This window comes from Roseovarius sp. ZX-A-9 (assembly GCF_028369135.1).
GTDB lineage: Bacteria > Pseudomonadota > Alphaproteobacteria > Rhodobacterales > Rhodobacteraceae > Roseovarius.
The window spans coordinates 1-25,797 of the sequence record NZ_JAPWHW010000022.1 but is presented as its reverse complement, the minus strand read 5'-3'; the positions used below and the strand labels follow the sequence as shown (position 1 = coordinate 25,797).

Sequence of the window (25,797 nt, the reverse complement as noted above, 5' to 3'; positions counted from 1 at the left end):
GGCCCGCACCGGAGAACGGCAGAAAAAATCAAAACCTGTGTCAGCGTCCAGTTTGCGCGGACCACCCCAGCGATAGAGCTTTTCCGGCGCGTGAACGACAATTTTCAAGGCTGACTCCCGGTCTCTCCCATGATTGCGTCCAGCCGGTCGAGCAGCATCTCGATGTCACGCCCCCCGATGGTCAGCGGCGGGCGGATTTTGAGGATGTTATGGTCCGGGCCTTCACTGCCGATCAGGATCCGCTCTTCCCGCATGCGATCAAGGATGTAACCGGTCTGCCGCGTCGCCGGGCTACGGGAGTCGCGGTCGGTCACCATCTCGACACCGATGAAGAGCCCACTGCCCCGAATGTCGCCGATCAGCGGATGTCGCGCGGCCAGCGTTCCCAGCCCCGCCATTAGTTCGGCCCCCCGTGCTGCAGCGTTCTGCATCAACCCCTCCTCGTCGACGATGTCCAGCACCGCCTTGCCGATCCGGCAGGACAGCGTTGATCCCCCGAAGGTAGAGAAGAACTCCGGCCCCTGCGCGAAGGCCTCCGCGACCTCGCGCGTGCTGATCACCACCCCGATGGGATGCCCATTGCCGATGGGTTTGCCCAGCACCACGATGTCGGGAACCACGCCCTGCTCCTCGAACGCGAAATAGTGGCTGCCGAGGCGTCCCAGACCGGTCTGCACCTCGTCCGCGATGCAGACACCGCCCGCGGCCCGAATGCGCGCGTAAACGCCGCGCAAGTAGCCCTTGGGCGGGATGATCTGGCCGCCAACCGACGGGTAAGTCTCGGCGATGAACCCCGCGAGCTTGTGACCGCTTGCCGCCAGACGAGACAGCGCCCCGTCCACCTGCGCCGCATAAGCTGCACCCGGAGCCTCACCTTCCCGCCGGAAGGCACCTCGGTAATCGTCGGGGATATCGACCAGTTCCACCCAGTCGGGCTTGCCCACTCCGCCCGGCGCGTTGAACTTGTAGGCCGAAACCGCGATCGCCCCGGTGGTGTTGCCGTGGTAGCCGTGATCGGGCGTCACCATCCCAATGCCTCCGCTCGCCGCCCGTGCCAGCCGCAACGCCAGTTCGTTCGCCTCGCTGCCGGAGTTGACAAACCAGCAGACCGAAAGGCTGTCGGGCAGCTTCGCCAGCAACGTCTCGGCAAACGCCGCCTGCGCGGGATGCAGGTAGCGGGTGTTGGAGTTCATCCGCTTGAGCTGATCCGCCGCTATGGCTGCCAGCCGCGGGTGCGCGTGCCCGACATGCGGCACGTTATTGTAGGCGTCGAGGTAAGGTCGCCCCCATTCGTCAAACATGTAGTGCCGCCAGCCGCGCAGCAGCATCACCGGATCGCTGTAACTGAGTGCCAAATTGCCGCCGAAGTGTTCGCGGCGCACCTTGCGCACATGAGCCTTGTCCGGCCCGCGATAGGCTACGTCCCCGTCTTCGAGGTTCAGCAGCACCGCCGGGTTCGGGCAGATGGCACCCCAGAGCGCCATGTCATCAACATCGGCAACAGCGGGCCAGTCGGCGCCCATCCCCTCTAGCGTCAGCGCCAGTTGGAAGTGCAGGTGCGGCGCCCATCCACCATTGCAATCGACAGAACCAAGCTTGGCAAAGGCCTCTCCCGCTGCGACCTGCTGGCCTTGCTGCAGTGTCGCACAGCAGTCGGGATCGAGATGGCCGTAGAGCGTGTGGAACATATCGCCATCGGGCGTCTGATGGGTCAGGACCACCATGCCACCATAGTCGAGCGACTTGGTCCGGTTCTCGAAGAACGTGACCGTGCCGTCCAGCGGCGCCCGCACAGAGGTGCCCACAGGCGCGAAGATGTCGACGCCAAGATGCACCGTACGCCGGTTCGAAGCCGTCCAGGGGCCGAGCCAGAACTCCTTTGCAGTATAGATCAATCGAGGTTCGGCGTAGTGACCCAGCCAGATATCCTTGGGCCCGAAAGCTTCGCTGCCCAACGATGCCGCCTCGGCGTCAGTGATCGCCATCGGGTCGCGCGGCGTGGTCGAGGCCTCCACCGACAGCGCGCCGGTGGGGGCGCCGACCAGCGATTGCCCGATCACTTCCGCAAAGCTGCCACGACAAGTACCCAGCCAGTCGGCAACCCGCATCGCACTGTCACCCAGCGGCAATCCGCAGGCGGCACGCATCCGGTAGCGCAGCAGAGTCGGCTCTACCGCACCCTCGCCTTCCAGGAACCGCCAGGCCGGGGCCTGCGAGATCGTGACATAGGGGTCGTCAGGCGCCGCGCGCGCCATCAGGGTCGAGTTCACCACGCTTTTCGCCAGCCGCATCCTCAGCAGCGGCCAGAGCATGTCCAGTTCCGCTGCCGTCAACGGGTATTCGGCATGATAGTTCGCTACCAGCGCCGCGAGGGCCATCTCGGGGGCCGGGTGATCCAGCACGACATAGGCGGCGGCGATGGCGAGGTCACAGATGCGCGGCGCCGCGCACATGTCGCCGAAGTCGATGAGGCCAGTGACACGGGGCGCCCCGCCCTCGACCGACGCCAGAATGTTGTAGTCGTTCAGGTCGTTGTGCACCGCCTGTCGCGGCAGCGCCTCCAGCGCGGGCAGCAGGGCCATGAAATCGTTGCAGATGTCCTGCAGCAGCACATGGCGGCCGCTGTCAGTGATGACCTCAAGTTCCGGTACGATCCAGGCCGCCTTCATGAGGTCCCACTTGAAGTCCCGCGCCAACGCAGGGTGGTCAAACGTCTTCAAAGCCCGCGCCAGCCTGCCGGTCTGCCGCCCGAGGTCCGCAATCAACCCTTCAGAGTGAGGCCGGAAGTCGGCATAGCAAAGGCCCGGCAGCGCTGTCTGCAACCAGATCAGCCGGTCCGCCCCCTGATCGTCGGGCTCCGACACAATCGCCGCCCCGCTCTTGGTGGGCACCACCCGCGGCATCGGCAAACCGGGCGCGGCCGTCGCCACCCAACCCAGCGCCGCCGCCTGCATGTCGATCAGCGCCATGTCGCAACCCGCGCGCATGACTTTGAGGATAAAGCACTCCCCCGTCGCCGTCTCGGCCCGATAGTTGAGGTCATATTCCCCGTCGAGCCGCGTCAGTTGCGCCTCGATACCCCACTGCTGGCGCAGAGCCGCTACCCAGATTCGTTCCATGCTGTCCTCCTGCCCTCGCTCAGGCCGCCGCAAGCTCATCCACCAGCTCGTCGGTCGTTACTTGCCGGCAGTAACCCTTGATCGCCGAAAGCGAATTGTCGTGGCGGAGCTGGCTGTAGGTCAGGCAGGCATCAGTCACTTGCGTCACGAGATAGCCGAGGTCGCAAGCATCGCGGATCGCGCTTTCGACGCATTGGTCCGTGATAAGCCCCGAGATCACCAGCTGTTTCACCCCGAGGTTTCGCAACACGTAATCGATATGCGTCGACACAAAAACGGAAGAGGAGGATTTCGGCAGAACGATCTCGTCCTCGCCCGGTGCAATCTGGTCGATCACCTTGCCGTCCCAGGACCCCTTGGGGACGTTGAAACCGGTGATCTTGTAGTCGAGGCTCCGGTCGCGCCCATCGCGCGTCAGACTCTCGATGGTGGTGTACATCACCTCCACCCCCGCCCCACGCGCGGCGGCCTGGATGCGCTGCATGTTCGGGATGACCGCGCTGTTCAATTGGTCGAAGTACCAGCCGTACTTTTCGGTGAATTCCGCCTCGGACAGGTCCTTGAACTCGGCGCCCTGCCGGTTTGCGCTGAAGTTCTGCACGTCCACGAACAGCAAGGCGGAGTGCGCCGGATCAAGCGGTATGTCACGGGTCAGGGTCATGTCAGGATGTCCTTAGAAAGTCGGTGATGGCAGTGCTTAGAAGCTCGGCAAAGGCGGCCTGCCCCGCCGGTCCGGATATGTGGTCATTGCGGATCTCGATCAGGCTGTGTGCAATTCCGCGCGCTTCCCCGTGCCGGGGAACAAACCAGTCGGAGGCATCCTCGATCTGGTAGGGCTGGTTCATACCGATGGTCAGATCGGGACGCAATCCAGTGACGGCCTTCGAAAGGGCCGCCGACGTCACCGTGTCGTGGCGAAAGAGAAAACCGATATCCCAAGGCCGTGCGCGTCCCCCCATCTGCGGCGTGAAGCTGTGGATGGCGAAAGCAGCCTTCCGGCGCGGATGCTCGAGCAGCGTGGCGGTGGCCGCCTGGAAGGGATCGAAGATCTCCGAGGTCCGCGCCTGTCGGGCGGCGGGGTCGAGACCGCTATTGCCCGGCACCGCCACTCCGTCGCTGGTTTCCGGCATCGAATCCGGTGCCTCCGGCGGGCGGTTGCAGTCGATTACCAGCCGGCTGAAGCGCTGCAAGACCGCAGGCGCTCCCAGCGTCGCGGCCATCTGCAGCGTGACGGCCCGCGCGCCGATGTCCCATCCGACATGCGCATCCAGCGTCTCTGCGGAAACGCCCAGCCCGGCCAGCCGCTCCGGCACCGCCTGGCCCGCGTGTTCGCAGACCAGCAGGACCGGATGATCGCTTTCCGCGTTAACCCGCTCGACCGGCGCGGGATCACGCGCTGTCAGCAGCCTGTCGTACACGCCGCTCATACCTTGACCGAGCCCAGCACTCGGGAGGGGATCATGCCGTTGGGCCGGAACAGAAGGATCAACACCACGATGCCCAGACCTATCGGATCGCGGAACTCCTGCAATTCCTGCGGCAGGAAGGCGGCAAGGTAGACCTCGATGAATCCCAACAGAAATCCCCCCGCCACTGCCCCGCGCAGACTGCCCAACCCGCCCAGGATCGCGGCAATGAAGGCTTTCAACACCGGGGTGAACCCCATCAAAGGATCGACCGACGCGCGCTGACTGACCCAAAGCACCGCCGCCACACCCGCCAGCAGGCCCGAGATGGCAAAGGCCCCGGCAATCACCGTGTTGGCGCGGATACCCATGAGACGCGCGATTGCGAAATCCTCGGCCGCCGCACGCATGGCGATGCCAGTCTTCTGTCGGTTCATGAAACGGTCGAGGAAGACCAACATCAGCACCGTGGCCACGATGGCGGCTATCTTGTTCACGCCGATGATGACATTCCCGATCCGCAGGCTTTCGGACAGCAGGGGCGGCAGCATCACGGCCTGCGACCGGGCCGAGATCAGGTTCTGAAACAGCACCTGAAGGATCATCGCCACCGCGAAGCTGGTGATCAGCATCGTGGCTCCTGACCCGCCGCGCACCGGGCGGAAGGCGATCCGCTCCATCGCGACAGCGGCAACCATCGCGGCCAGGATCGCCAAAGGCACCGAAATGACAAAGGGCACGCCCGCAATGCCGCAATACATCAGCGTATAGCCCGATATTGTCATGAGCTCACCATGGGCGAAGTTGATCAGCCCCATGATGGAGAACACCACCGCCAGCCCCAGCGCCAGCAGCGCGTAGGTCCCGCCTAGCGCCAGCGCGTTGACCGTCTGCTGCACGAAAAGGTCCATCTCAGCTTCCTCCCAGGTAGGCGGCCTGTAACCGGTCGGTCTGCCGCAGTTCGGCTGCCGTGCCCTCGGCCACGATCCGTCCGCCCGCCATGACATAGCCGCGATCCGCCACTTCCAGCGCCATGGCGACGTTTTGTTCAACGATGCCCAGCGTCACATCGCGCTCGCGCAATAGGGCGATCAGGTCGAAGATCTGCCCCACGATCTGCGGCGCCAGGCCCAGAGAAGGTTCATCCAGCAGCAACAGCCGCGGCCCGCACATCAAGGCACGTCCGATAGCCAGCATCTGCTGCTGCCCGCCAGAAAGTGTACCCGCGAACTGGTGGCGGCGCTCGTGCAGGATCGGGAAGAGGTCGTGGACCATATCCCACGCTGCCTCGCGCTTTTCCGCGGACCGCACGCCATAGGCCCCCATCCGCAGATTCTCCTCAACCGTCAAGCCACCAAAGACCCGCCGCCCTTCCGGGGCCAGCGTCAACCCCATAGGGGCCAGCCGCTCGGGCGCGACATCGGTGATGTCCTCACCGCCAAAGAGAACCTGCCCTTCCGCTGCGGGCACAAGGCTCACCAGCGCGTTCAGGGTCGACGACTTGCCCGCCCCATTGGCGCCGAGGAATGTCACGATCTCGCCCTCGTGGATCGAAAAGTCGATGCCGCGCACCGCCTCGATTGCGCCGTAGCGCACGACAAGGCCTTGGGCCGACAGAAGCGGTGCACGGGTCATTGCTCTACTGCATCCGTGGTGCTGGAATCAGGTCCGCGTCGGGCGTTGGCTGACCGACCAACTCGCGTCCGCCGTCCTTGACACGGATCAGCGAAACTTGGCGGATCGGCATCCCGTTGGTGCCCTTGTAGGTAATCAACCCGGTAGCGCCCTGCACGTTTTCCAGGTTCGCCATTGCCTGTTGGATCGCCTTGGGGTCGGTGGACCCGTCTGCCGCGATCACCGCCGCCTCGATCACCTTGATCAGATCATAGCCCACGGCGCTGTATATCGTCTCGGGTGCGGAACCATACTTTGCTTCAAAGGCCTTGTCGAAGCTCTCCAACGCACTGCCCTCGGTGGCGAAACCGGCCGTGGTAAAGACCACACCCTCGCCCACGTCACCCAGCGAGAAGGTCGTCGGGCTGTCGATCCCGTCAGAGCCGATGATCTGGCTTGTCACACCCGCCGCCCGCAACGCCCGCAGCAGCGAGGGAAAGTCCGGCTCGTATGCCGAGGTCATCACCACGTCCGGCTGCGGATCCTGCGCCGCGATGGTGGTGGCAATGGCTGAAAAGTCCTGCTGGCCAATGGTGTTGGTGGATTCACCCAGCATCTCGCCTCCCAGCTTTTCAAAGACGTCGCGGAAGTAGAGCGGCATGGTGGTGTACTGCGTGTCCAGCGAATAGACGATCCAGGCAGTGCGGAAACCCTCGTCATAAGCCCATTTGGCCGAGACGGCGGCCTGTACGTTGTCACCGGGGAAGTTGGAGAACATGTAGTCGCCGCCGATCTCCGGCAACGTGGGCGAAGATGCGACCGTCGAGATCGCGGGGATCTCGGCACTGCTGACAACGCCGATGGCAGCCAACGACGGGTCGGAATCGCCTGGCAGGACAATGACCGACACCCCGGCATCCACCAGTTCCTGCGCCGCGATGGAAGTCTGCGCCGGATCAGAGCGCACGTCCTTCTCCAACAATTCGATCTTGATCGTGCCGCCGATGCCGCCGGCCTCGTTGATCTCGTCCACGGCCAGTTTCATGCCCTGCATGGTGGGCGCGTCGGCATAGGCCAGCGACCCGGTCTGGGCCGTGGCGGTGCCGATGGTCAGCGTCTCGGCCGCGACCGGCGCGGCGAACGCCGCGACGATGGCCGATGTGAGTATAAGTTTTTTCATGTCATTTCTCCCTCTTGTTTGGTGTCGGTCTTTCTGCCTGTACCAAGATATGCCGCAATCACCGCAGGATCCTTGCGGATCTCCAGCGGAGTGCCTTGGGCGATCATGCGCCCTTCGTTGAGAACCGCGATTCGGTCCGACAATTGATTGATGAGCTCCAGGTCGTGATCGACCAGCAGCACGGCGATACCAAGCTCCGAGGACAGCCGCCGCAGGATGACCATCAGCGCGTCGGTCTCCTCGCGATTCATGCCTGCGGCGGGTTCGTCGAGAAACAGAAACTGCGGCTGGCAGGCCAATGCGCGGGCGATCTCTACGCGCCGCTGGTCACCGTAGGACAGCGTTCCGGCATCCGCTGCCGCATGGCCAGTCACGCCGAGCCTTTCCATCGCCGCATGGGCGCGGGCCGGTGCGTCCCGGCCTCCGTGGGTGGACAATGCCGCCACCAGCACGTTCTGCATCACGGTCAGGTTCGGAAACAGCCGGATGTTCTGGAACGTCCGCGCGATGCCCCGATCCGCGATCTGGTAGGTGGCGAGCCCGGTCAGATCTTCATCCCCTCGCATGACGCGTCCCGCCGTGGGTGTGAGCACCCCCGACAACATGTTGAGCAGGGTTGTCTTGCCGGAGCCGTTCGGCCCGATCAGGCCCATAATCTCGCCCGGTTCGATCCGGATCGACACGCCATCCACCGCCGTCAGCCCACCAAAGGCCATGGTCATCGCCTCGCCCGTGAGCGTATCGGTCGCAGGTGCCTGCGGCACCACCGGCGCCTTATCGGGCAGGTCCGCCACCGGCAGCAAGCGTTCCTCCCATTCCTTCATCCCCGCCAGCCCGTCGACCTTGCGGAACATCGCCAGCAGGATGATCAGTCCGATCCCGATTTGCGCCGTACCAAAGATCGGCGGAACATCGAAACCACCCAGCGTGAACCCGCTTTCCAACCGCCGCAACACCTCGGTCACCAGAGTGATGACCACAGCGCCGGTGATCGCCCCTGTCACCGTGGTCATACCCCCAACGATAAGCATCGCAAGCAGCAGGAAAGTGTCGTTGAAATAGAATTTCTTCGGACTGAAGGCACCGAGGAAATGCGCAATCATCGATCCTGCCAGCGCCATGATCGCCGCACTCAGCACGAAGGCCACCAATCGCTCGCGCTGGATCCGCACCCCGACAGCCCCTGCAGCAATCGCGTTTTCGCGCCCGGCACGGAGCCTTAGCCCGGAAACAGAATCGCGGTAATACCGCGCCACCAGCAATGCCAACACACAGGCCACCGCGGCGGTGACAAGATCGGTCTCTCGCGGCACCCCGAAGAACGATTGCGCGCCCCTTGTCACGTCCCGCCATCCGATAATGACCCCGTGCACGATGATGAGCAGCCCCAGCGTCGCGATGGTGGCCGCCGACCCTTCCAGCTTGCCGATTGCAGCGCCGATGAAGAGCGCAACCACGGCCGTGAAGACAACCGCGATCAGGGTTGCCGGGATCAGCGACAGCTCTGTCATGGCCAGCCACTCCGGCAGTTTCGGCAGGGTCGCAACCTTGAGCGCCGAGGGCAGAGTCAGCAGTGAGGCGGCATAAGCCCCGATGCCCATAAAGGCGACGTGACCGAAGCTGAGTATGCCACTATTGCCCGAATAGAGACCGATTCCGACGACGGCGGTCAACGAGATCAGGAAGACGGTCAGCACCCGCTCGGTTGCGGGGCCGAACCAAGATGCCAAAAGCACGGCGGCCAAGGTCAGCGCGAGAATTGCGCCTGCGCTTGCCAGCAGTTGAATGCGTGGAGATGTGAACATCTTGCCCCCGGTTTTCCTTGGGATCAGGTTTTGACAATTTTTTTTCAGAGTCAACTTTTTTGTTTCATGTGAGCGACATTTTTCATATCGTCGCCGCAAGTTTCATCGGGAGCAAATGATGCAGGTACACACCCGGATCGCTGAAATAGAAGAAGAACTGACCGCGACGGAACGGCGGCTCTGTGCCGCGTTGATGGCGGACTATCCCTTCGCCGGACTCGATACGATCCAGAGCTTCGCGGCGCGCACCCGCACCTCCTCTCCCACGATCTCGCGTTTTGTGACCAAGTTGGGCTTCAACGGCTATCAGGACTTCCAGCGCCACCTGATTGAGGAAGTGCGCGAGGGAAAACGCTCACCGTTGGATTTGCACCGTGACAACCGCGCGATCCAGGGCGGTTTCCTCGAAGACTACTTGGCCAAGGCACAGAACCTGATGCAGGAGGCCGCCACCACGATCAGCGCGCACCAGTTCGACCGTATCTGTGACATGCTGCGTAACGAGAAACGCAGCATCCACATAATCGGTGGCCGGATCAGCGACGCGCTGGCGCTCTACCTCTCGCGACACCTGCGTCAGATACGCAGTAACGTACAAAAGCTCCCCGAGGACCCTGAAAGCTGGCCCGAATACCTGTTGCGAATGAAACCGCGAGACATTCTTTTCGTCATCGACTTTCGCCGCTACCAGCCCAGCCTGCTACAACTGGCCACGCGCGCCAGCGAGGACCGCAATGCAGGTGTGATCCTGGTGACCGACAAATGGATGTCACCGATCTCGCGACACGCCAACGAGGTGATCGCCACCCCTATCGATAGCGGTACTGTCTGGGACAGCTACGCCGTGGCGCTGGTACTACTAGAGGCGATGCTGACCCGCATCGCGGAACAGGACTGGGACAAGACCCGCAAGCGTATCAGCCGCTGGGACGCCCTGCGCCTCGATTCACAGGAGATAAAAGATGGCCCGTGACCCCCTGATCTTTGCCGCGACCAGCGACCTCGCGGGCAAGCTGCGCGGTAAGGCCTTTCCCGCCGGAAAGCTGGAAAAGCGTCTGAAAAGCGGCGTCGGCTGGGTGCCGACCAATGCGCTGATCACCTGTTTCGACAGCATCGCTGACTCCCCGTTCGGTTCGCTGGGCGACCTCGTGCTGATGCCGGCCCTGGATACGCTGGTGGCGGTCGATTTCGAGGACGGCACAGCGCCCGAACGCTTCGTCCTGTCCGACATCTGCACGACCGAGGGCGCGCCATGGTCCTGCTGCACACGCTCGATCCTGAAGGCTGCGCTGGCGCGTCTGAAAGACTGCGCTGATGTAAGTCTGAACGCCACGTTCGAGCATGAATTCCAACTACGCGACGCCCCCGCCTCACCCGGCAGCGCCTTTGGCATCGAAGCCTTCAGCGCGGCTCGCGATCTGGGCGAAACCCTTATGGGCGCGCTGGCGGAAGCGGGGCTGACGACGGATACCTTCCTGAAGGAATACGGCGCTAACCAGTTCGAGGTCACGCTGGAGCCGCAGCACGGCATCGTCGCCGCCGACGAAGCGGCGATCCTGCGGGCATTGACCCACATGACAGCACGCAGGCTCCGCCAGCCGGTGACCTTTTCTCCGATCATCGACCCCGGTGGGGTCGGCAATGGTGTCCACGTCCATATCAGCTTCGTTGATGCGAATGGCGATCCTGCCACCCATGATCCCGACGGTCCGGGCGGGATGTCCCGCGTCACCCAGCATTTCGTTGCGGGCGTGCTGAAATATCTTCCCGCCATGACCTGCCTGCTCGCGCCCTCGGCGATCTCCTACACCCGTCTGACACCGCATCGCTGGAGCGCAGCCTTCAACAATCTGGGGTTCCGGGACAGGGAAGCGGCTGTGCGGATCTGCCCGGTGACGGCGAAGAAGCCTCAAGATATCGCGCGCCAGTTCAACTTCGAGGTCCGCGCCGCCGATGCTGCCGCCACGCCCCACCTCACGCTGGCCGCGATCGTCCACGCGGGCTGCCAGGGAATCGAGGACAAGCTTGATGCGCCGGTTCCGGCGCAGGACGACCTGTCTGAATTGTCAGTCTCCGAATTGCAGGCGCGCGGTATCGTCAGGCTGCCACAGACTCTGCAAGAGGCACTCAATGCCTTCGCCGAGAACGCAACGGTTCGGGGCTGGTTTCCCGAGGGCTTCGCGGAAGTTTATGTCGCGCACAAGAACGCCGAAATCGAATACGTGAAGGATCTGAATGAGGCGGATCTTCATGCCGCATATGCTGATGTGTATTGACTGAGCTGCTCCCAGTTTGGCGGACGAGGTTGGCATAGTTCAAGCAACTATTCGCACCTGCTGGCCGAGTCGCGACGAAGACATTATCGAGGAACCGGTCCGTACCGCCAACGCGAGATGTGCACTTCAACCGTCGCGAAAGCGATCCGTTGGCCTGACATTCCGTTGCAGCGTAGGGTAACGAAATTTCTCAGTTTTCGTGTCGCGAAATGTTGGTTTGAAAGGTTGAGGCGATCTGGCGGTCCCCATCGAGATTTGATTTGAGGCCGCCCTATGACCACTACTGGGCCAATATCTGCACCTGAAGGTGTTTCATGTCGGTCAAAGCGTCAGCGTCCATCACGGAGCAACAAGATGATTTCGCGCGACGACTCGTGGCCGATGGCCATTATCCAAGCTTGAGAGCGGTCGTACAGCGCGGGCTTGAACTTGTGCGAGCCGAAATCGAATGTGAAGAGTTCGAACAGGCGGCGTTGCGCGCCTTCCTCGAGGAGCGCGCAAAGAGTCCTAGCATCTCTCATGAAGAAGGTTGTCGCCGCGTTGAGGCAACGCTCAAAAAGAAGCGCCGCGCCCTCGGGCTATAGTGTCGTTCGCGACGTTTGGTGTGACGAGATCCGTTATGCCAGTCAGAACCAGCATCTCCTGAGCCAGCCGCCTTTTCAACCTTGCGCTCTCATCCTAAAGCACCTTCAACCACTTCGCACCTGACATAGTGATCCCGCCGAACTTGGCCTTCCAAGTGTAGAAACTGCCTTCCGACATTCCGTCTTGCGATGATCTCTTTTGAAAGTTAAATATTCGCCATGAAACACGCACACCTCATAACCCTTAAAATCGGTTAGAGCTCGCACCCTTGCGGGCGACTGTGATGTGCCCGCTGTTTTATCACGCTCATGTTCATATCTGGTCGCTCGCCTTATTTTCGAGGAGAACGACAATGGTGAAATGGTATACTGCGGACCCTCATTTCGGGCACGAAAATATCCTGAAATTCTGCAAGAGGCCCTTCAAAAATACCGACGAGATGGACAATGCGATCATTCGGAACCTGTGGTCATGCGTTCAGCCGGAAGACGAACTCTGCAAAAGAATGCTCTCAGAGCTCATCCGCGCCGTCGCAAGCTCCTAAAGGATTTGGGTGAGCGATCTATTATTGCGTCAAACGTGCTCGAACTTGAGTTTGAAGCAGTGAACCGTTCCAAAGGTTGATGGCAGACCACGGTATCACCTGTTCGATGAGCCGATCCGGCAACGGTTGCGATAATTCGGCCGCTGAAAGTTCCTTCTCATCGCTCAAGATCGAACGAGTGAAGCACGAAGTCTACCGGACACGCAATCAGATCCGCGCCGATGTCTTGGATTGCATTGAAGTTTTCAAAACCCGACGCGTCGTCACTCGACCATCGGATATTTAAGCCCTATGCAATACGAGGAGAGAGCGATGAAAGCTTACGCTGCCGTTCACAAAACCGGCAACAGCTCAGACATGGATGCTCCCGTACGCCGACATCACAATATACAATTGTGGAAATTTTTAAACTAGCTAAAAGGAAGGTGTCGCCGAATGCTATTAGCTCTGACACTGTATGCTAGAATGCACCTTTAGCGAAAATTCACCTGTAGCGCAGTCCAAGGATCCAGTTTTTTTTCATGATTAACTACCTACTTTCTCCGATCACCAATGAAATCGTCTGGTCTGGTGTGACTGACCCACTCTTGGCTGCTAAGGATCTGGAGGCTGGGTCGTTCAACTGGAGCAGTGAAGCCAATCCGCTTGAAATCACCGCCCGCGTCGTTGTCGACGACGACATCCCCGGACGAGTATTGCAGATCTCGCCCTTGTCATCGGGATTTGATCTGCAATGGGGTGGTCCGGACCACGATGGACCATTTTTATTACAGGTGCGCGATGAAACCGGCAACTTGGTCCATAACGGCTGGGTCTACCAACCATCCACGCGCCTGCTTTTAGACAAAGGCGCGTATAACATTAAAATAGCACCACCTGGCGAGGCAGGCTTTCAGACGTCGATCGATGTCGGAGTAAATGGTGATCCCTCCATCGTGAACAATATCCCGCTGCACGTTGGCCCACAGGATATCGCTGATTTTATACAAGTGGCGGTCCCGATCGGGCAAGGGACATCGGACGGCACTACTGCCGCCTTCTCGTTTTTGGGAGAGGCCGACACCTACACCGTCCAGATCCGTAACGAAAGCGGCACTGTCCAGACTTTCGAGACATCTGATACCACCTTTACGGCCGAACTGGCTCGGGGCAACTACGATTGGCGCGTTTTTTCCCTACCTTCCTGGATGGGTGATCCAAGTGATCAGGATGTCCCTTGGCACAATCTGCATCATACTGCAGGCGACAGACCCTATGACTATATCTTAGGTATGCGGCCTGATCTCGTGGATAAGGTGCATGAGTTAAAGCTCACCTTCCCTTCTGAAGGCATCCGCTTGGAGGATGGTTCGTTCCTAATCCCCAATACACATGCATCAACTATCCTGAGAGTATTCCCAAATGGCACAGTCGAAAAGGTAGCGGGAAATTACGCTCGCGGATACGATCCTGCTGACACCTCAGGCGACACTCCACTGGCCCTGCCTACGCGCCTGGCTCAAGCGCAAGACGGCGCGGTTTTTTTCGCGGATACGCTGAATTTGGCGCTGCGGCGGATCGACTTGGACACCGGAACGGTCACAACAATTTCCGGCGGGCCGGAGAAGGGGTCTCCCGGACTGAATGGCGGCGCGTTGACGGGGACAGGCTATATTGACGTGATTGGCTTCGATTCCGACGGCAACTTGTTCCTTTCCTCATTTTCCGCTGGGATAACTGCCGCCGGCACACCTTACATGACCGGCCCCTCGAAAATTTATCGACAGGCGAGCGACGGAACCTGGCGTGACTGGACACCAACCTTCTCTGCTGCTGTTGAGGAGGCGGTTGCAGATGTGACGCGTGTCCAAGAGCTCTTGTGGCATGGCGATCTTATTTCTGCCGTCGTTAGAAACCCAAGCGGAGAGCGGACCTATGTCCTTCTAACTGAAACCGGAGATTTCATCGGAGATATCGCGCTCGGTGCACTACCAGGCGGTGGATTGGCATATGACCCGGTAACTCGTTCCGCGTTTGTCGGAAATCATACACAAATCCTGCAAATTTCCATCGATACACTCGAAGTGCAAAACTTGGGCGGAGTTTTGCCCTTTTCTTTGGCCAATGTTTCCGGTCTTTCCGTCTCAGGCTCCAGGCTGATCATCACCGACTCGGATCGCGGAATTGTTTTTGACTATGATCTGTCCGGGGGTGAGCTGCTGAACGCCTTCGGCGATGCCGAGACTCTTCGTCACCGCTATACGGGCATCGAAGCGCATGGTGACCTTGTCTACCTAGTCGACAACCAAGAGCCACGCTTGATCGAATACACGGCAGATGGCGAATTCGCAATTCTTGCCGGCACGGGCATTCAGGGAATCAGCGGATCGGCAAGAGCGGGCGACTCGGCCCTTACGACCACCTTTCACTATCCCTCAGCACTGACCGTTTCCGATGCAGGCGATGTTTATATCGTTGAGTCCAACCACCGGGTAGTAAAGATTTCAGAGGGTCGCGTTGATATCGTCGCAGGCGGCGGTGCGACCGGCTATTATTCTGGCTATTCGGGCGATAATGGGCCCGCCCAAAATGCGCTGTTCCGCTCAATCAGAGGTTTGGAGATTGGCCCCGAGGGCACCCTTTACATCGCGGATTCCTACAATCACGCGATCCGCACTGTCGACACCGACGGCATCGTACGAGCATTCGCGGGCAACGGCACGCGCGGGATCGCATCGAATGTCGATGCCCATAGTGCCGCCCTGAATATGCCCACAGATATAATCGTCGCCGATGATGGACGGGTGATTGTATCGGATAGTTGGAACAACAGGGTGGTGGAGATCGGAACTGATGGCATACTTCGGAGTATTGCCGGAATCGGATCGCAGCGATCTTACCAGGGGCTGGGCGCTTTTTCCGGCGATGGTAGCGACGCACGTTTGGCCGAGCTGAACACGCCGAAGGGGCTCGCTCTCCGAGAAGACGATCAGACATTATACATCGCGGATTCATTCAACAACCGGATCCGCTATATCGACAGCGCCGGTGATATTCATACGCTGATTGGCGCGGAAGGCGGCTTTCGTGCCGGTGAACGGCTGAGCCTGCCTGCGGGGCTCACACTCAAAGATGACGATCTTTATATCGCAGACGCTGGGAATGACCTCGTCCTGCGCCTCAACAATGTTGATCGAACCGGGGATGACCGGTTGAACGCTCTCGATGTCGCCCGCGCTCGCGACAATCTAGGACATTTCAACCGCCCCGAACACGTGGGGCCGGATGACGCCGATCACTACGACCTGACCGGAAACTTGGGATCTCTGGAGGTCATCGTCTCGGTCAAGAGCGGAGTGGCGGTGTTTGAGATAGAAAACCAATCCAGCGCAGCGCAGCAGGCATTGGGCCGCGGGCAGAGTTTTATCGCAAGTGCGTCAGATTTGGACTGGCTGGCTGTGTCCAGCGGAATAAACGCTGGCTATCGCATCGATCTGGTCAGCTACCGGAATGATTATATCGGCAACACGCCCGGGAATGCATTTGATCTTAATGGCAGCGATCCCCTTTCGCCTTCGGGGAATTGGTGGGAAACTGTCAGCAGCACAGATCCCGATGTCTACAGGATCTCCAATCTTGACAAAACTATCATCGAGATATCCGCTGGATCCATGCCAATCTCAGTCGGGTTACTGGATGCCGCAGGTCGGGTCGTGGATTGGCGCGGTGTGGAAGCAGGTGCGACATACAGCTTTGACAACACGTCTGCGACTTTTTTCCAGATCGTGTCAGAGCAACGCGCTAATTATTCGGTCGGCCTGCATACCGACATGGTGGGAAATGATTACTCCAATGCGGCCGATGTTGGGGCGGCTATCGCTGCCGATGGTGCCTATTTCGTGAATGAGCATGTCTCAGCAACGGACGGTGACTTTTTCGATTTCCGCGAAGTCGAGGATGAGAAAGTGAAAATTCTCTCTGCCGACGACGATCTACATCTCGTCACCACCGATGCCGCTGGAAGTTATCTCAGTCACGCCATTCTGAATGAAGGGCAAGACATGATTTTGGATAGTGACCACTTTGACTTTCTACTAATCACTTCGCAGACGCACGTCAGCTACGCGCTGGCACTTGTGGAGGAGCTATAGAGCTCCTTAAAAAAAGCGTTTACTTTGAAGCAGGTTGAGGAAGCACGTCGGTCGCAGAAATCTGTCAGAAGGCAGGGATCAGCGAGGCAATCCACTTCAACTGTGAACTGTGAGCCACTCCCCGAAAATCGGACACTGACGTAAGCTGCGATTTGTAGTCTACGGGTCTCCAACACGAAGGAGATCAGGAAAGTCGAAACGGAAGCAACATCATCAAGAATGACCTAACCGAACCCGAAAGGTCGCATGAAAACCGAACCTGAAATGGGGTGAACTTCAGGACCAAATCGACTCCACCTAGAAATGGGCCAGTTCAAGGCAGACATCGACACAGCGCTCGTGTAAATGATTTTCTACATTTCGAAGCGAGAGGGGAAATCGCACCAACATCTTTACGTCCAAGTAGTCGACCTGTCGGCTGATTCGGCGACACCGAAATGGACTGCGTCTCGTCACTTTGGATGGCCGACCTGCGCGGTTAACGCGGAGTTCGGCCATTTTAGCCAACCTTTGACACCCAGCACTGCAAATTGGCCGTAATTTGACGCAAAGCCACAACTCAATCTAGGATTGCGCGCGAGCGGCGTCCGAAGTAGAGAAGTCGCATCGTAGCTCTACCAATAGACAGGGTCATTTTTGCGCACCGTAATATGTGCCTAGCGAGAACGCGCACTTGGACCAGAGACGAACGAGTTTTGTTCGAAAGGACCGGAATAATATCTTGCAGAACATTGGTTCTTCTATAACAGATGCGCTTCACGTCCGCGCATCACGTCCTGTTATTGCATTTGTACGGCGGACTGGTCCTGACATCGTTCTTGACGGCGCGAAAATCGCCGAAGGAGTCGCTGAACGCGCAGCCATATTACTCGACTGGCTGGGGCCGCGCAAAAGACTTGTCTTGGCCATGCCGAAGGATTTGGAGTTCGCTCTTCTGCTATTAGCATGCCTGACGAGCGGCATTTCGGTTGTTCCCGTAGCGGTTCCGCGACGTGGCAGCAAACTTGAGCGGTTTGCCCATATTTTACAAGATTCGAAGGCTGCGGCGGTTCTGTGCGCTGATGAAAGCCGCCAAACCGTGTCTGAGGCGATGCAAGGCATTGCTGATTGCCCACTTGTGACTGCCCCGCTGATTCCAGCTGATTTGCCGTTTCCAGGAACAGGCACAGCGGAGCCGTCAGAAGCTTTGGTGCAATACACGTCCGGTTCAACACAAATGCCCAAAGGCGTTTGCATCACAGGTGCAAATATCATGGCCAATGCCGCGTTGGTCGGACGCGAATGGGACATGGATAAAAGCGCGAGATTTGTGAACTGGCTGCCGCACTTCCACGATATGGGGCTAATGGGCGGCATCCTGTACCCGTTGCTTTGTGGCGGATTTTCTGCGCAGATCCCATCCCTCGACTTTATCCGCAAGCCTGCCTTGTGGCTGAATACGATTGACCGTTATCGTGCCAATTTCAGTGGCGGACCCGCCTTTGGCTTTGCCGAAGTCATCCGAAGGGTCTCTCCCGAGGCTCTGGAGGGGCTGGACCTCTCTTGCTGGTCAAAGGCCTTTTGTGGCGCAGAACCGATTCCGCACGATCTTGGCCATAAGTTTCATTCCCATCTGGCTGGTACCGGGTTTCAACCGGACGCCTTCTTCGCATGTTATGGGCTGGCCGAAATGACATTGTTTGCGGCAGGCAAGCCCGGCCCAAGCACAGTTTTGCCCCCAGATAGACCGGGACCAACCGCGCCACAGACAGCCATGCCTTGCACGATTTCCGACAATACCCGTCAGTACATTCGCATTGCTGACCCGGAAACCGGGTTGCCCCTACCGAACGGACATGAAGGGGAAATCCTACTGAGCGGACCCTCCCAAGGTGCCAAGTATCTTTCATTAAAGGATGAAACTGACCGAACATTCAGAACCAGAAACCCACAAGACACTCTTGGCTGGCTCAGGACGGGCGACCTTGGACGGATAAACAGGGATGCACTATTTGTAACCGGTCGCATAAAAGACATCGTGATTTGTCATGGCCGCAATATCGCAGCACCTGAAATTGAGCGTCTGGCATGCATGGCGCACGGATCCCTGAACCATATGGCGGCCGCAGCATTTGCGCCCAACCCTTCCAGATCAGGCGAAGTTGTAATCGTTGCCGAGTGGAGCGAACGGTCAATGGTTGATGAAACGAGTCAGGACACCAAACACGCTGTCGCGCGCGCGCTTTCTGGTGAATGGGGATTGCGACTAATTGAAATTATTACCATTCCGCGTGGCCGCTTACCTAGGACGACCAGCGGCAAGATACGCCGAGCGGCGATCGCTAGAGACTATCGAGCCGGATTATATATTGCGCCATCATCCATGGGTGTCATGCCATGAAGTTGTTGGACACTCGAATTTGGAACCAGCAGAAACGACGCATCCTGGATCCTGACGAAGCCGTTAAAATATTGCGCGATTCCGATTTCACAACTACTGACTTTCAGCCCTATCTAGACGTGCTCAAAGAGCGGCATGGGCTGGACCTACCTCACTTCCGCTCATTCATTCAGTTTAGTTTCATTTTTCAATCAGGCTCCAAGCATCTTTCGCTAAGGCGCGCGATTGCGCCGTTTTTCGCTCCGAGCAGCGTTGAAAGGCTAGTGCCACTTATCGATAAAAGCATTGCAACTACTATAAATCACTTGCGTTCAGCACCGAATGCCGATCTTTTCACCGATTACTGCGAGCCCATCGCTCTGCCGGTTCTCCGTCGCTTCATAGGATTGCCAGGTGGCGACGCCGCCGCCGTCCTTCCCTTGATCCGCCTCTCGCATGAAGCTTTTCAACCAATGCGATCGATTCAGAAACTGCTGAAAATAGATTCGGCATTGGGAGAACTTGCCGCCTGCCTTGCGCCTACTGGGAAAGATAGTGATACGCTCATTGGTCACATGCGTAAGATCACCGGCGACGATAAACTTGCGCGTGGGGTGGCGCTATCATCGCTGATTGCTGCCCACGCACTCGCACATACGCCAGCGCTTGTGATCTTTGACACGCTTCTCTCCCGCAGGGAAGAATGGAGGGCGATTGCAAAAGGTGATCTTTCTGACGCAGATTTGAACCGCCTACTTTCAACCCACGTCTCCAGCAAAACGCTTGTGCGTGTCGCTCAGAAGGACAGGGTTGTCGGAACATGTCCCTACAGCGCTGGCGAAGCCGTAGTTCTAGACATAGCGAAGGTTAATACTGCATTACGGAACCGTAACATTGACAGTGCCGGTTTGAGTTTTGGGGCCGGCGCCCATAAATGCCCCGGCGAACCGCTGGTCCGGCTGGTGGTGCGGCGCGCGCTACCAGAATTGGCGCGCGCATTTCCAGATGCTAGCCTGCATCGCAACGGTGTTCGCCACTATACCAGCCCGCTACAGCAATATCCCTGTGCGCTGCCCGCCGAACTGGGGGGACGTAACCGACGGATTTCCTCGCGTATGGTCGAGATATTGCAGACCGACACCGCGCGCACGATCGTAAACGACAACCGAAACTGGGGCCCGCCGCCGCTCGACACGCATCTGATCGCTGTACAGGAAAGGACCGGCACCGATCTTGGCCCGGCTATTCGCATTGCACGAAATGCGATGTTTTTCATGTCGGGACCACGCCATGCGACAGCGCGGCGACACGTCGCTGCCGTTCTGGGAGGAAACAGGATATCGACATGGCAACCCTTGATCGACGACGTGGTAAGAGATGCTCTGGACCATTTTTCGGCTAGCTCACGCCCCGATTTGATTTCGGATTTCGCGGATCCAATATTCCGGGGCGTGATGCAACCCATGCTTGGCGTGGTGCCGTCCAATTCGGTGGATTTCGATGCCAGCGCACCGACGCTGCAAGACGTGCTTGAACCGTGGCTGCCGATGCGGGCCCTGCAGGAATTGCAGAAAGTTTTCGAAGACCTGCTTGACCAGATGCAGAGTCCGCCCACGACCAGCTACGGCAACGCATCGCTTTTACGACATCTTCTTGATAGCGATCTCAAGGGCTTCGATTCGGAAGACTGTAAGGCGCTGGTGCTGGTCCTTTACGGAGCAAGCTTTAACCTCGTGCATACACTTGGAAACATTGTTCATCAGCTGCTTGCCATACCTAATAGAAGGCCAAGAATCGAAACTTCCCCCAATGCGCTAGCAGCCCAGGTTGACAGGCTTATCGGTGCATCCGCCTCGCCAAAATACATCTATCGCGTCGCGCGTAATGACGGCGAAATCGACGATATCATCGTGCAAAAAGGCGACACGTTGCGCTTGCAACTGTTGTCGATCAATCGTGACGCGGGTATTGGACATCTTGGGTTCGGGCATGGCCTACACCGATGTGTCGGGGCTGCCGTAACCCGGCACATAATTAGAACCGCGCTTCCCGCTCTGTTTGATCGGTTTCCAGATCTTAGCTTGGTGCCCGGAAAAGAACGCTACCATTCTCTGAACCAGACCGTCGCACTAAGCCATCTACCCTGCCATCCAAAGAACTAAAGGAAACCAACTTGAACACGACAAGCGAAATCGCCGCCGCGCCTGCCATTGTGTCTTTTCTAACTGACGCGATAGCGCGCTTTACCAAACAACCTGCTGCAGGGATCTCCCAAGATGCGGTGCTGGTTGACCTTGGGTTGCAATCCATTGACGCAGTCTTGCTGTCGGGAGAGGTCGAAGACCATTTTGGAATTGAACTCGACCCCGCAACGATATTCGAACATGAAACATTGGAAAGTTTCGCGCAGGAAGTCACCCGTCGGCTGACCCTTGTATGAGCAAGTGGTATCTGGGTCTGTCCACGTCTGGACATGACCCGGCTCTCGCACTGGTTGATGAAGCAGGAACGGTGCGCTTTGCCGAAGCGACCGAGCGTTTTATGCAAGACAAGCGCGCTTGGGGCGTCACACCGGATCATGTTCCTCATCTTGAGGCGGCACTTGCCGCAGTCGGCTTTGATGCCGTCCATGACACGCTGACCGTTGGGACAAGCTGGGCATCAATTAAAAGCAATGTCCGAACCGATCCGCACGATGCATTGCTCCCGAGCAGTGACACGCTATGGCTGCAGGGCATGCAAGGGCTGCTTCAACAGGGGGCGGGCAGATCGCTTTTGCGGCTAGGGCTTTGCCGGGAAGCCAACGACCCGATGCGTTTTGACCACCATTTATGCCACGCAGTCACAGCCGCATGGTTCGCACCGCTTGATGACGCGCTATGCGTGGTGTTGGATGGTGAAGGCGACGTCGGCGCCATCAGCGCATTCGACATGCGGGACCGTCGCCTGACACGACGATGGCGGTCATGGGGACCTGGTAGCCTTGGCACCTTCTACGGTTGGCTGACTGGGTTGTGTGGCTTTGATTGGCGTTTGGGAGAAGAATGGAAGGTCATGGGCCTTGCGGCCTTCGGGCAGGTCCTTCCGGACCTTGCCGACGACATGTCGCGCATGATCGTGGTCGATCGCGGCCGATTGCGTTTCGCCGACCATGACATATTAAAAGCGATTACAGAAAGGTGTCTTCCATATCGCCGAAAACCTGGTGAACCAGTGGAATTCGCAGCCAATCTCGCCGCAACAGGACAGTCTGTATATGCTGACTTCGCCGATCATGTTATTGCCTCATGTGTAGGACAAGATGAACCGGCGCTCATTCTATCAGGCGGCTGTGCTTTAAATTCATCCTACAATGGTACGATTGTCGGGCGGATGGGCGTCAAAAGTCTTCACGTTCCGCCTTGCCCCGCAGATGATGGCAATGCGATCGGAGCGGCTCTTCTTACTTTCATGCGTGCAACAGGAACCGACAGTGTGCCGCAAGGCGACGGTTCTCCCTATCTCGGAAGCCGCGCAAATCCTCAAACACTGGATAGATTGTCGGCATCGGCACAGGGGCTATCCGTGCGCAACGTAGAAGGTCACAGCGAAAATGTAGTCGCCGATTGCCTATCAGAAGGGGCAATCGTTGGAGTGATGCGCGGGCGTGCGGAATTCGGGCCCCGGTCACTTGGCAACCGCTCAATCCTCGCGGCACCGCATTTAGAAGGCATGAAGGACCAGATCAACGCGAAGGTGAAAGGTCGAGAAGCCTACCGCCCTTTCGCACCTGTTGTTAGGCTGACGGATGCGCCGACCTGGTTTGACCGGGCCCAGCCATCCCCCTACATGTCTGTGACCTTGCCATGGAAACCGGATCGGCCCAGCCCCGTATCAGCGACAGTGCATGCTGATGGCACGGGGCGGTTGCAGACAACCGAACCGGATTCAGCACCTTGGATGGCGGGGCTTCTTGATGCATTTCAGGAACGAACCGGTGTACCCGTGGTACTGAACACGAGCTTCAACATCATGGGAAAACCCATTGTGAATAGTGTTGAGGACGCCATTGGAATGCTTCTGACAACCGGCCTCGACGCTGTTTTGATCGAGAACACTCTGATCGAGAAGCCGAGCACCGCGTTATAGACAACGGAACCACTTATGGGTTTTCTATCAGCTGAGTTCTTGCTCGGCTTCCTTCCGATTACCTTTGCCGGTTTTGCGCTGCTGCAGCGCTATCGGCAGGAGTGGTCTATTCCTTTCCTGGTGACGGCATCTGTGTTGTTCATCGCGTTGAATTCCATGCTGGCCCTGGCCGTTCTTCTTGCAAGCGTCATCGTTAACCGCGCATGTGCACTTGCAATGGTCCGATATGAAGGGGCTCGAAACGAGTTTTTGCTCTGCGGGATAGCCGCGAATATAGCGGTACTTGCCTGGTTCAAACTCCACCCCGTTCCGCTCTCCGGCGGCGGTTCCGCGATGCTCGTTATCGGAATGCCACTGGGGTTGTCATTTTACGCATTCAAGCAGATTACCTATCTAATCGATAGGCACCAGAACCGTGCGCAGGAACTATCTGGATTAAAGTATATTCTTTTTTCGATGTTCTTCAGCCATCTTCCTGCCGGGCCGATAACGCCGTATCGCGTATTGCAACCCCAGATCGAAACACTTACAGGCCGCAAATTTGCCGCCGGTGAAGTTTCGACAGGTATCGCATTGATAGTTATCGGCGCATTCAAATTACGCTGTTTCTCAGCCTCGATCGGCTCTCTTACGGGGCCGATTTATTCCGAAGCCGCAGCTGGAACGGATATATGTCTGCCCGAATCTGTCATCGCGAGCTCAGGGTTTCTGCTACAACTCTACTACAACTTTTCTGGCTATTCGGACATGGCGATCGGTCTGGCACTTTGTTTCGGCCTCAGGCTTTCGCCAAACTTTGACAGTCCACTTAAGGCAAGCCGGATCGGCGACTACGTCATACGATGGCATGCATCCCTCATGGCATTCGCGCGTGATTATATCTTTCGCTACATGCAACAAGGACTGGCGCAATTCCTGCCAATTCGCGCCGCGAGCCATAGGCGGATTGCTGCATGGGCAGTGGCGACATGCGCAACCTACATCCTTGTCATGCTTTGGCACGAAGCCGGGTGGCCGGCTCTTCTTATCAGTCTTCTGACGGCAATTGTTGTTATCGCAGCAGGTCTTACAAGGGTGCTAAATTCGCACCGCACCTTGCACGACAGCCGGTCTAAAAAGTTTGCTGGGCAAGTCCTTTGTTTGACGATTGCATCAATCACAATCGTGTTCTTCCGTAGCGACAGCCTAGCAACGGCTTCAGCAATATTCTCGGGGTTCGTCTATTGGGGTGATACCTCGGCCCTCACTTCCCACTCTTCGCCAACCCGTGAAATGTGCGCAGTATTATCGTCGTCAGCAAGCGACATTGCTTACTTGGCGATTTTCCTAGTGGCAGGAGGCACTGCTCTGGTCCTGCCGAACACAATGCGTATCTGTAGAATCCTGCCTTCCCACAGCGAGTGGCTGACATTTCGGCCAAACCTACGTTGGGCTGTATTTCTTGGGTTTTTAGCCTGGGTGGCCTGGCTGTTCGACACTCCGCTATCGGGGGGTATCATATATGAAGGATTTTGACCCAAAGCGGCTAAGTTGCTTTACCGCATACTTGCTGGCTTCGTTTCTTGCATTCGCCTGGCTCGAATCCGCCGTTACACGTAAAGCCAACTTGTTGAATCAAGCCAAACTGACCCTGCCGAATAATCACGGAATGCCGAAAATTCTGCATTCTTTTCCGAATTTGGCGGATAAATGGATGAAGAACACTGCATCAACCGGAACCGCACAGGTCTGGCTCCTTGGCACATCAATCAGCCTTCTCGGCTTCAACCCGTGCAGCAACCCAAACACTGCCAATTATTCGCGCTCAGCAGCATATTACGGCGACATGCTTTTTTGGGCTACCGAGGCGGCTTCTAAGAACGACGCTGTAAACACGATGGTAATTGAGGTATCGCTCGCGAAAAAGCCTACGCCTCGCGCTGAGTCCCCTGACATGCGGTCAAGGGTTTTCTTCATGTCAATGATCGAATTTTTATCCAAGAGGACTTATCACTCCGCTCAGACCGACGGTGGATCGTGCGCGAGTCCATTTTCACTCGAAAATCGAATCATTAGGCCAATCTTAATCCCCGAAAGTGAAATCCTTCGGAATCGTGGCCTTGATTTCTTCGACAGATCAAATGCCCTGGGAGACTGGTGTAGTGAAAGTTCAGACAGACATTTAATATTCTTTCTGCCGCCATATAACCCCAAGGTTGTATCGCAGCAAAAACTAAAACCAACGCTGGATAGATTGCAAGAAAAATTGAAGGTTCAGGCGAAAATCTTTCAACAACGACATCCGACTTGTCGTATTTCGTTTCATGTGGCTGAAGCCTCGCCGTCAGATTCGGCGGCCTGGATTGACGCCAACCATTTCAGGCCATCGCTGGGAAATCGCCTATTGGAAGAGCTACTTTCACTGAGATAAAATGCCTGTAATTTTGCAACCACGCCATTGATACCGCTGGTTATGCAGCTTGACGGTCCTTCACTGATGCCACCGGCGTCCAGTTCCAGAGGCAATTCATCCAGTCTGTTGAATTTGTGATCGTGGATGCGGTCGAGGACGTCAGCCAGATAGGCCAGTGGGTCGTAAGACCGCATGTCTTTTTCCAGCGGCGCGCGCATGACGGTTCAGTCAGTATCTTGATCGCATGGCGGCAAGTGCC

Annotated in this window: 17 protein-coding genes and 2 pseudogenes; 11 read left to right on the top strand and 8 right to left on the bottom strand. The window is 57.9% G+C overall.

Annotated elements, in window-relative coordinates; translation table 11 throughout:
* Window positions 1–104 precede the first annotated feature (104 nt).
* The 7 genes from O3306_RS18505 to O3306_RS18475 are packed head-to-tail and all read right to left on the bottom strand — an operon-like array spanning window position 105 to window position 9,124.
* A complete protein-coding gene (locus O3306_RS18505; RefSeq protein ID WP_272010072.1) occupies window positions 105–3,119 on the bottom strand; it encodes an aminotransferase class III-fold pyridoxal phosphate-dependent enzyme in 3,015 nt (1,004 codons plus the stop codon).
* Between the two features lie 19 nt (window positions 3,120–3,138).
* Complete coding sequence (locus O3306_RS18500) at window positions 3,139–3,780, bottom strand: isochorismatase family cysteine hydrolase (RefSeq protein ID WP_272010070.1); 642 nt, start codon at window positions 3,778–3,780, stop codon at window positions 3,139–3,141.
* 1 nt (window position 3,781) lies between these two features.
* On the bottom strand, window positions 3,782–4,537 hold the full coding sequence (locus tag O3306_RS18495; RefSeq protein WP_272010069.1) for an N-formylglutamate amidohydrolase: 756 nt from the start codon (window positions 4,535–4,537) through the stop codon (window positions 3,782–3,784).
* 5 nt (window positions 4,538–4,542) lie between these two features.
* Window positions 4,543–5,436 (bottom strand): branched-chain amino acid ABC transporter permease, encoded by an 894-nt coding sequence (locus O3306_RS18490; RefSeq protein WP_272010067.1) that lies wholly within the window; start codon window positions 5,434–5,436, stop codon window positions 4,543–4,545.
* A gap of 1 nt (window position 5,437) precedes the next feature.
* Window positions 5,438–6,160 carry an ABC transporter ATP-binding protein gene (locus O3306_RS18485; RefSeq protein WP_272010065.1) on the bottom strand — a complete coding sequence of 241 codons (723 nt, stop codon included), beginning with the start codon at window positions 6,158–6,160 and terminating at the stop codon, window positions 5,438–5,440.
* A 4-nt stretch (window positions 6,161–6,164) separates the two neighbouring features.
* The gene (locus tag O3306_RS18480; RefSeq protein ID WP_272010063.1) at window positions 6,165–7,319 is read right to left on the bottom strand and encodes an ABC transporter substrate-binding protein; all 1,155 of its coding nucleotides are present in this window, start codon (window positions 7,317–7,319) and stop codon (window positions 6,165–6,167) included.
* Window positions 7,316–9,124: a branched-chain amino acid ABC transporter ATP-binding protein/permease gene (locus O3306_RS18475; protein WP_272010061.1), complete on the bottom strand. Its 1,809-nt coding sequence runs from the start codon at window positions 9,122–9,124 to the stop codon at window positions 7,316–7,318. The genes O3306_RS18480 and O3306_RS18475 overlap by 4 nt, the downstream gene beginning before the upstream one ends.
* Before the next feature lie 118 nt (window positions 9,125–9,242).
* Here O3306_RS18475 and O3306_RS18470 point away from each other — a divergent pair, with 118 nt between their 5' ends.
* The 11 genes and pseudogenes from O3306_RS18470 to O3306_RS18415 all read left to right on the top strand — a co-directional run bounded on the left by O3306_RS18470 (window position 9,243) and on the right by O3306_RS18415 (window position 25,556).
* A complete protein-coding gene (locus O3306_RS18470) occupies window positions 9,243–10,097 on the top strand; it encodes a MurR/RpiR family transcriptional regulator (protein ID WP_272010060.1) in 855 nt (284 codons plus the stop codon).
* Complete coding sequence (locus O3306_RS18465) at window positions 10,087–11,400, top strand: glutamine synthetase family protein (RefSeq protein WP_272010058.1); 1,314 nt, start codon at window positions 10,087–10,089, stop codon at window positions 11,398–11,400. Before O3306_RS18470 ends, O3306_RS18465 begins: the two co-directional genes overlap by 11 nt.
* Before the next feature lie 314 nt (window positions 11,401–11,714).
* On the top strand, window positions 11,715–11,984 hold the full coding sequence (locus O3306_RS18460; RefSeq protein ID WP_272010056.1) for a type II toxin-antitoxin system ParD family antitoxin: 270 nt from the start codon (window positions 11,715–11,717) through the stop codon (window positions 11,982–11,984).
* A 600-nt stretch (window positions 11,985–12,584) separates the two neighbouring features.
* Window positions 12,585–12,838, top strand: a pseudogene (locus O3306_RS18450) (IS3 family transposase); the annotation flags it as partial.
* 212 nt (window positions 12,839–13,050) lie between these two features.
* Complete coding sequence (locus tag O3306_RS18445; protein WP_272010054.1) at window positions 13,051–16,659, top strand: NHL domain-containing protein; 3,609 nt, start codon at window positions 13,051–13,053, stop codon at window positions 16,657–16,659.
* A 673-nt stretch (window positions 16,660–17,332) separates the two neighbouring features.
* Complete coding sequence (locus tag O3306_RS18440) at window positions 17,333–19,039, top strand: AMP-binding protein (RefSeq protein WP_272010052.1); 1,707 nt, start codon at window positions 17,333–17,335, stop codon at window positions 19,037–19,039.
* Window positions 19,036–21,180, top strand: coding sequence for a hypothetical protein (locus O3306_RS18435; protein ID WP_272010050.1), 2,145 nt, complete (start codon window positions 19,036–19,038; stop codon window positions 21,178–21,180). Before O3306_RS18440 ends, O3306_RS18435 begins: the two co-directional genes overlap by 4 nt.
* An 11-nt stretch (window positions 21,181–21,191) precedes the next feature.
* Entirely contained in the window at window positions 21,192–21,458 is a 267-nt protein-coding gene (locus O3306_RS18430; RefSeq protein ID WP_272010048.1) for an acyl carrier protein, read from the top strand.
* Window positions 21,455–23,146, top strand: a complete 1,692-nt coding sequence (locus O3306_RS18425; RefSeq protein WP_272010046.1) for a carbamoyltransferase family protein — start codon at window positions 21,455–21,457, stop codon at window positions 23,144–23,146. The genes O3306_RS18430 and O3306_RS18425 overlap by 4 nt, the downstream gene beginning before the upstream one ends.
* Window positions 23,147–23,161: 15 nt before the next feature.
* Complete coding sequence (locus tag O3306_RS18420; protein ID WP_272010044.1) at window positions 23,162–24,661, top strand: MBOAT family O-acyltransferase; 1,500 nt, start codon at window positions 23,162–23,164, stop codon at window positions 24,659–24,661.
* The gene (locus O3306_RS18415; RefSeq protein WP_272010042.1) at window positions 24,648–25,556 is read left to right on the top strand and encodes a hypothetical protein; all 909 of its coding nucleotides are present in this window, start codon (window positions 24,648–24,650) and stop codon (window positions 25,554–25,556) included. Before O3306_RS18420 ends, O3306_RS18415 begins: the two co-directional genes overlap by 14 nt.
* 40 nt (window positions 25,557–25,596) lie before the next feature.
* Here the strand turns inward: O3306_RS18415 and O3306_RS22425 are convergent.
* Window positions 25,597–25,732 (bottom strand): annotated as a pseudogene (locus O3306_RS22425) (transposase domain-containing protein); the annotation flags it as partial.
* Window positions 25,733–25,797 lie beyond the last annotated feature (65 nt).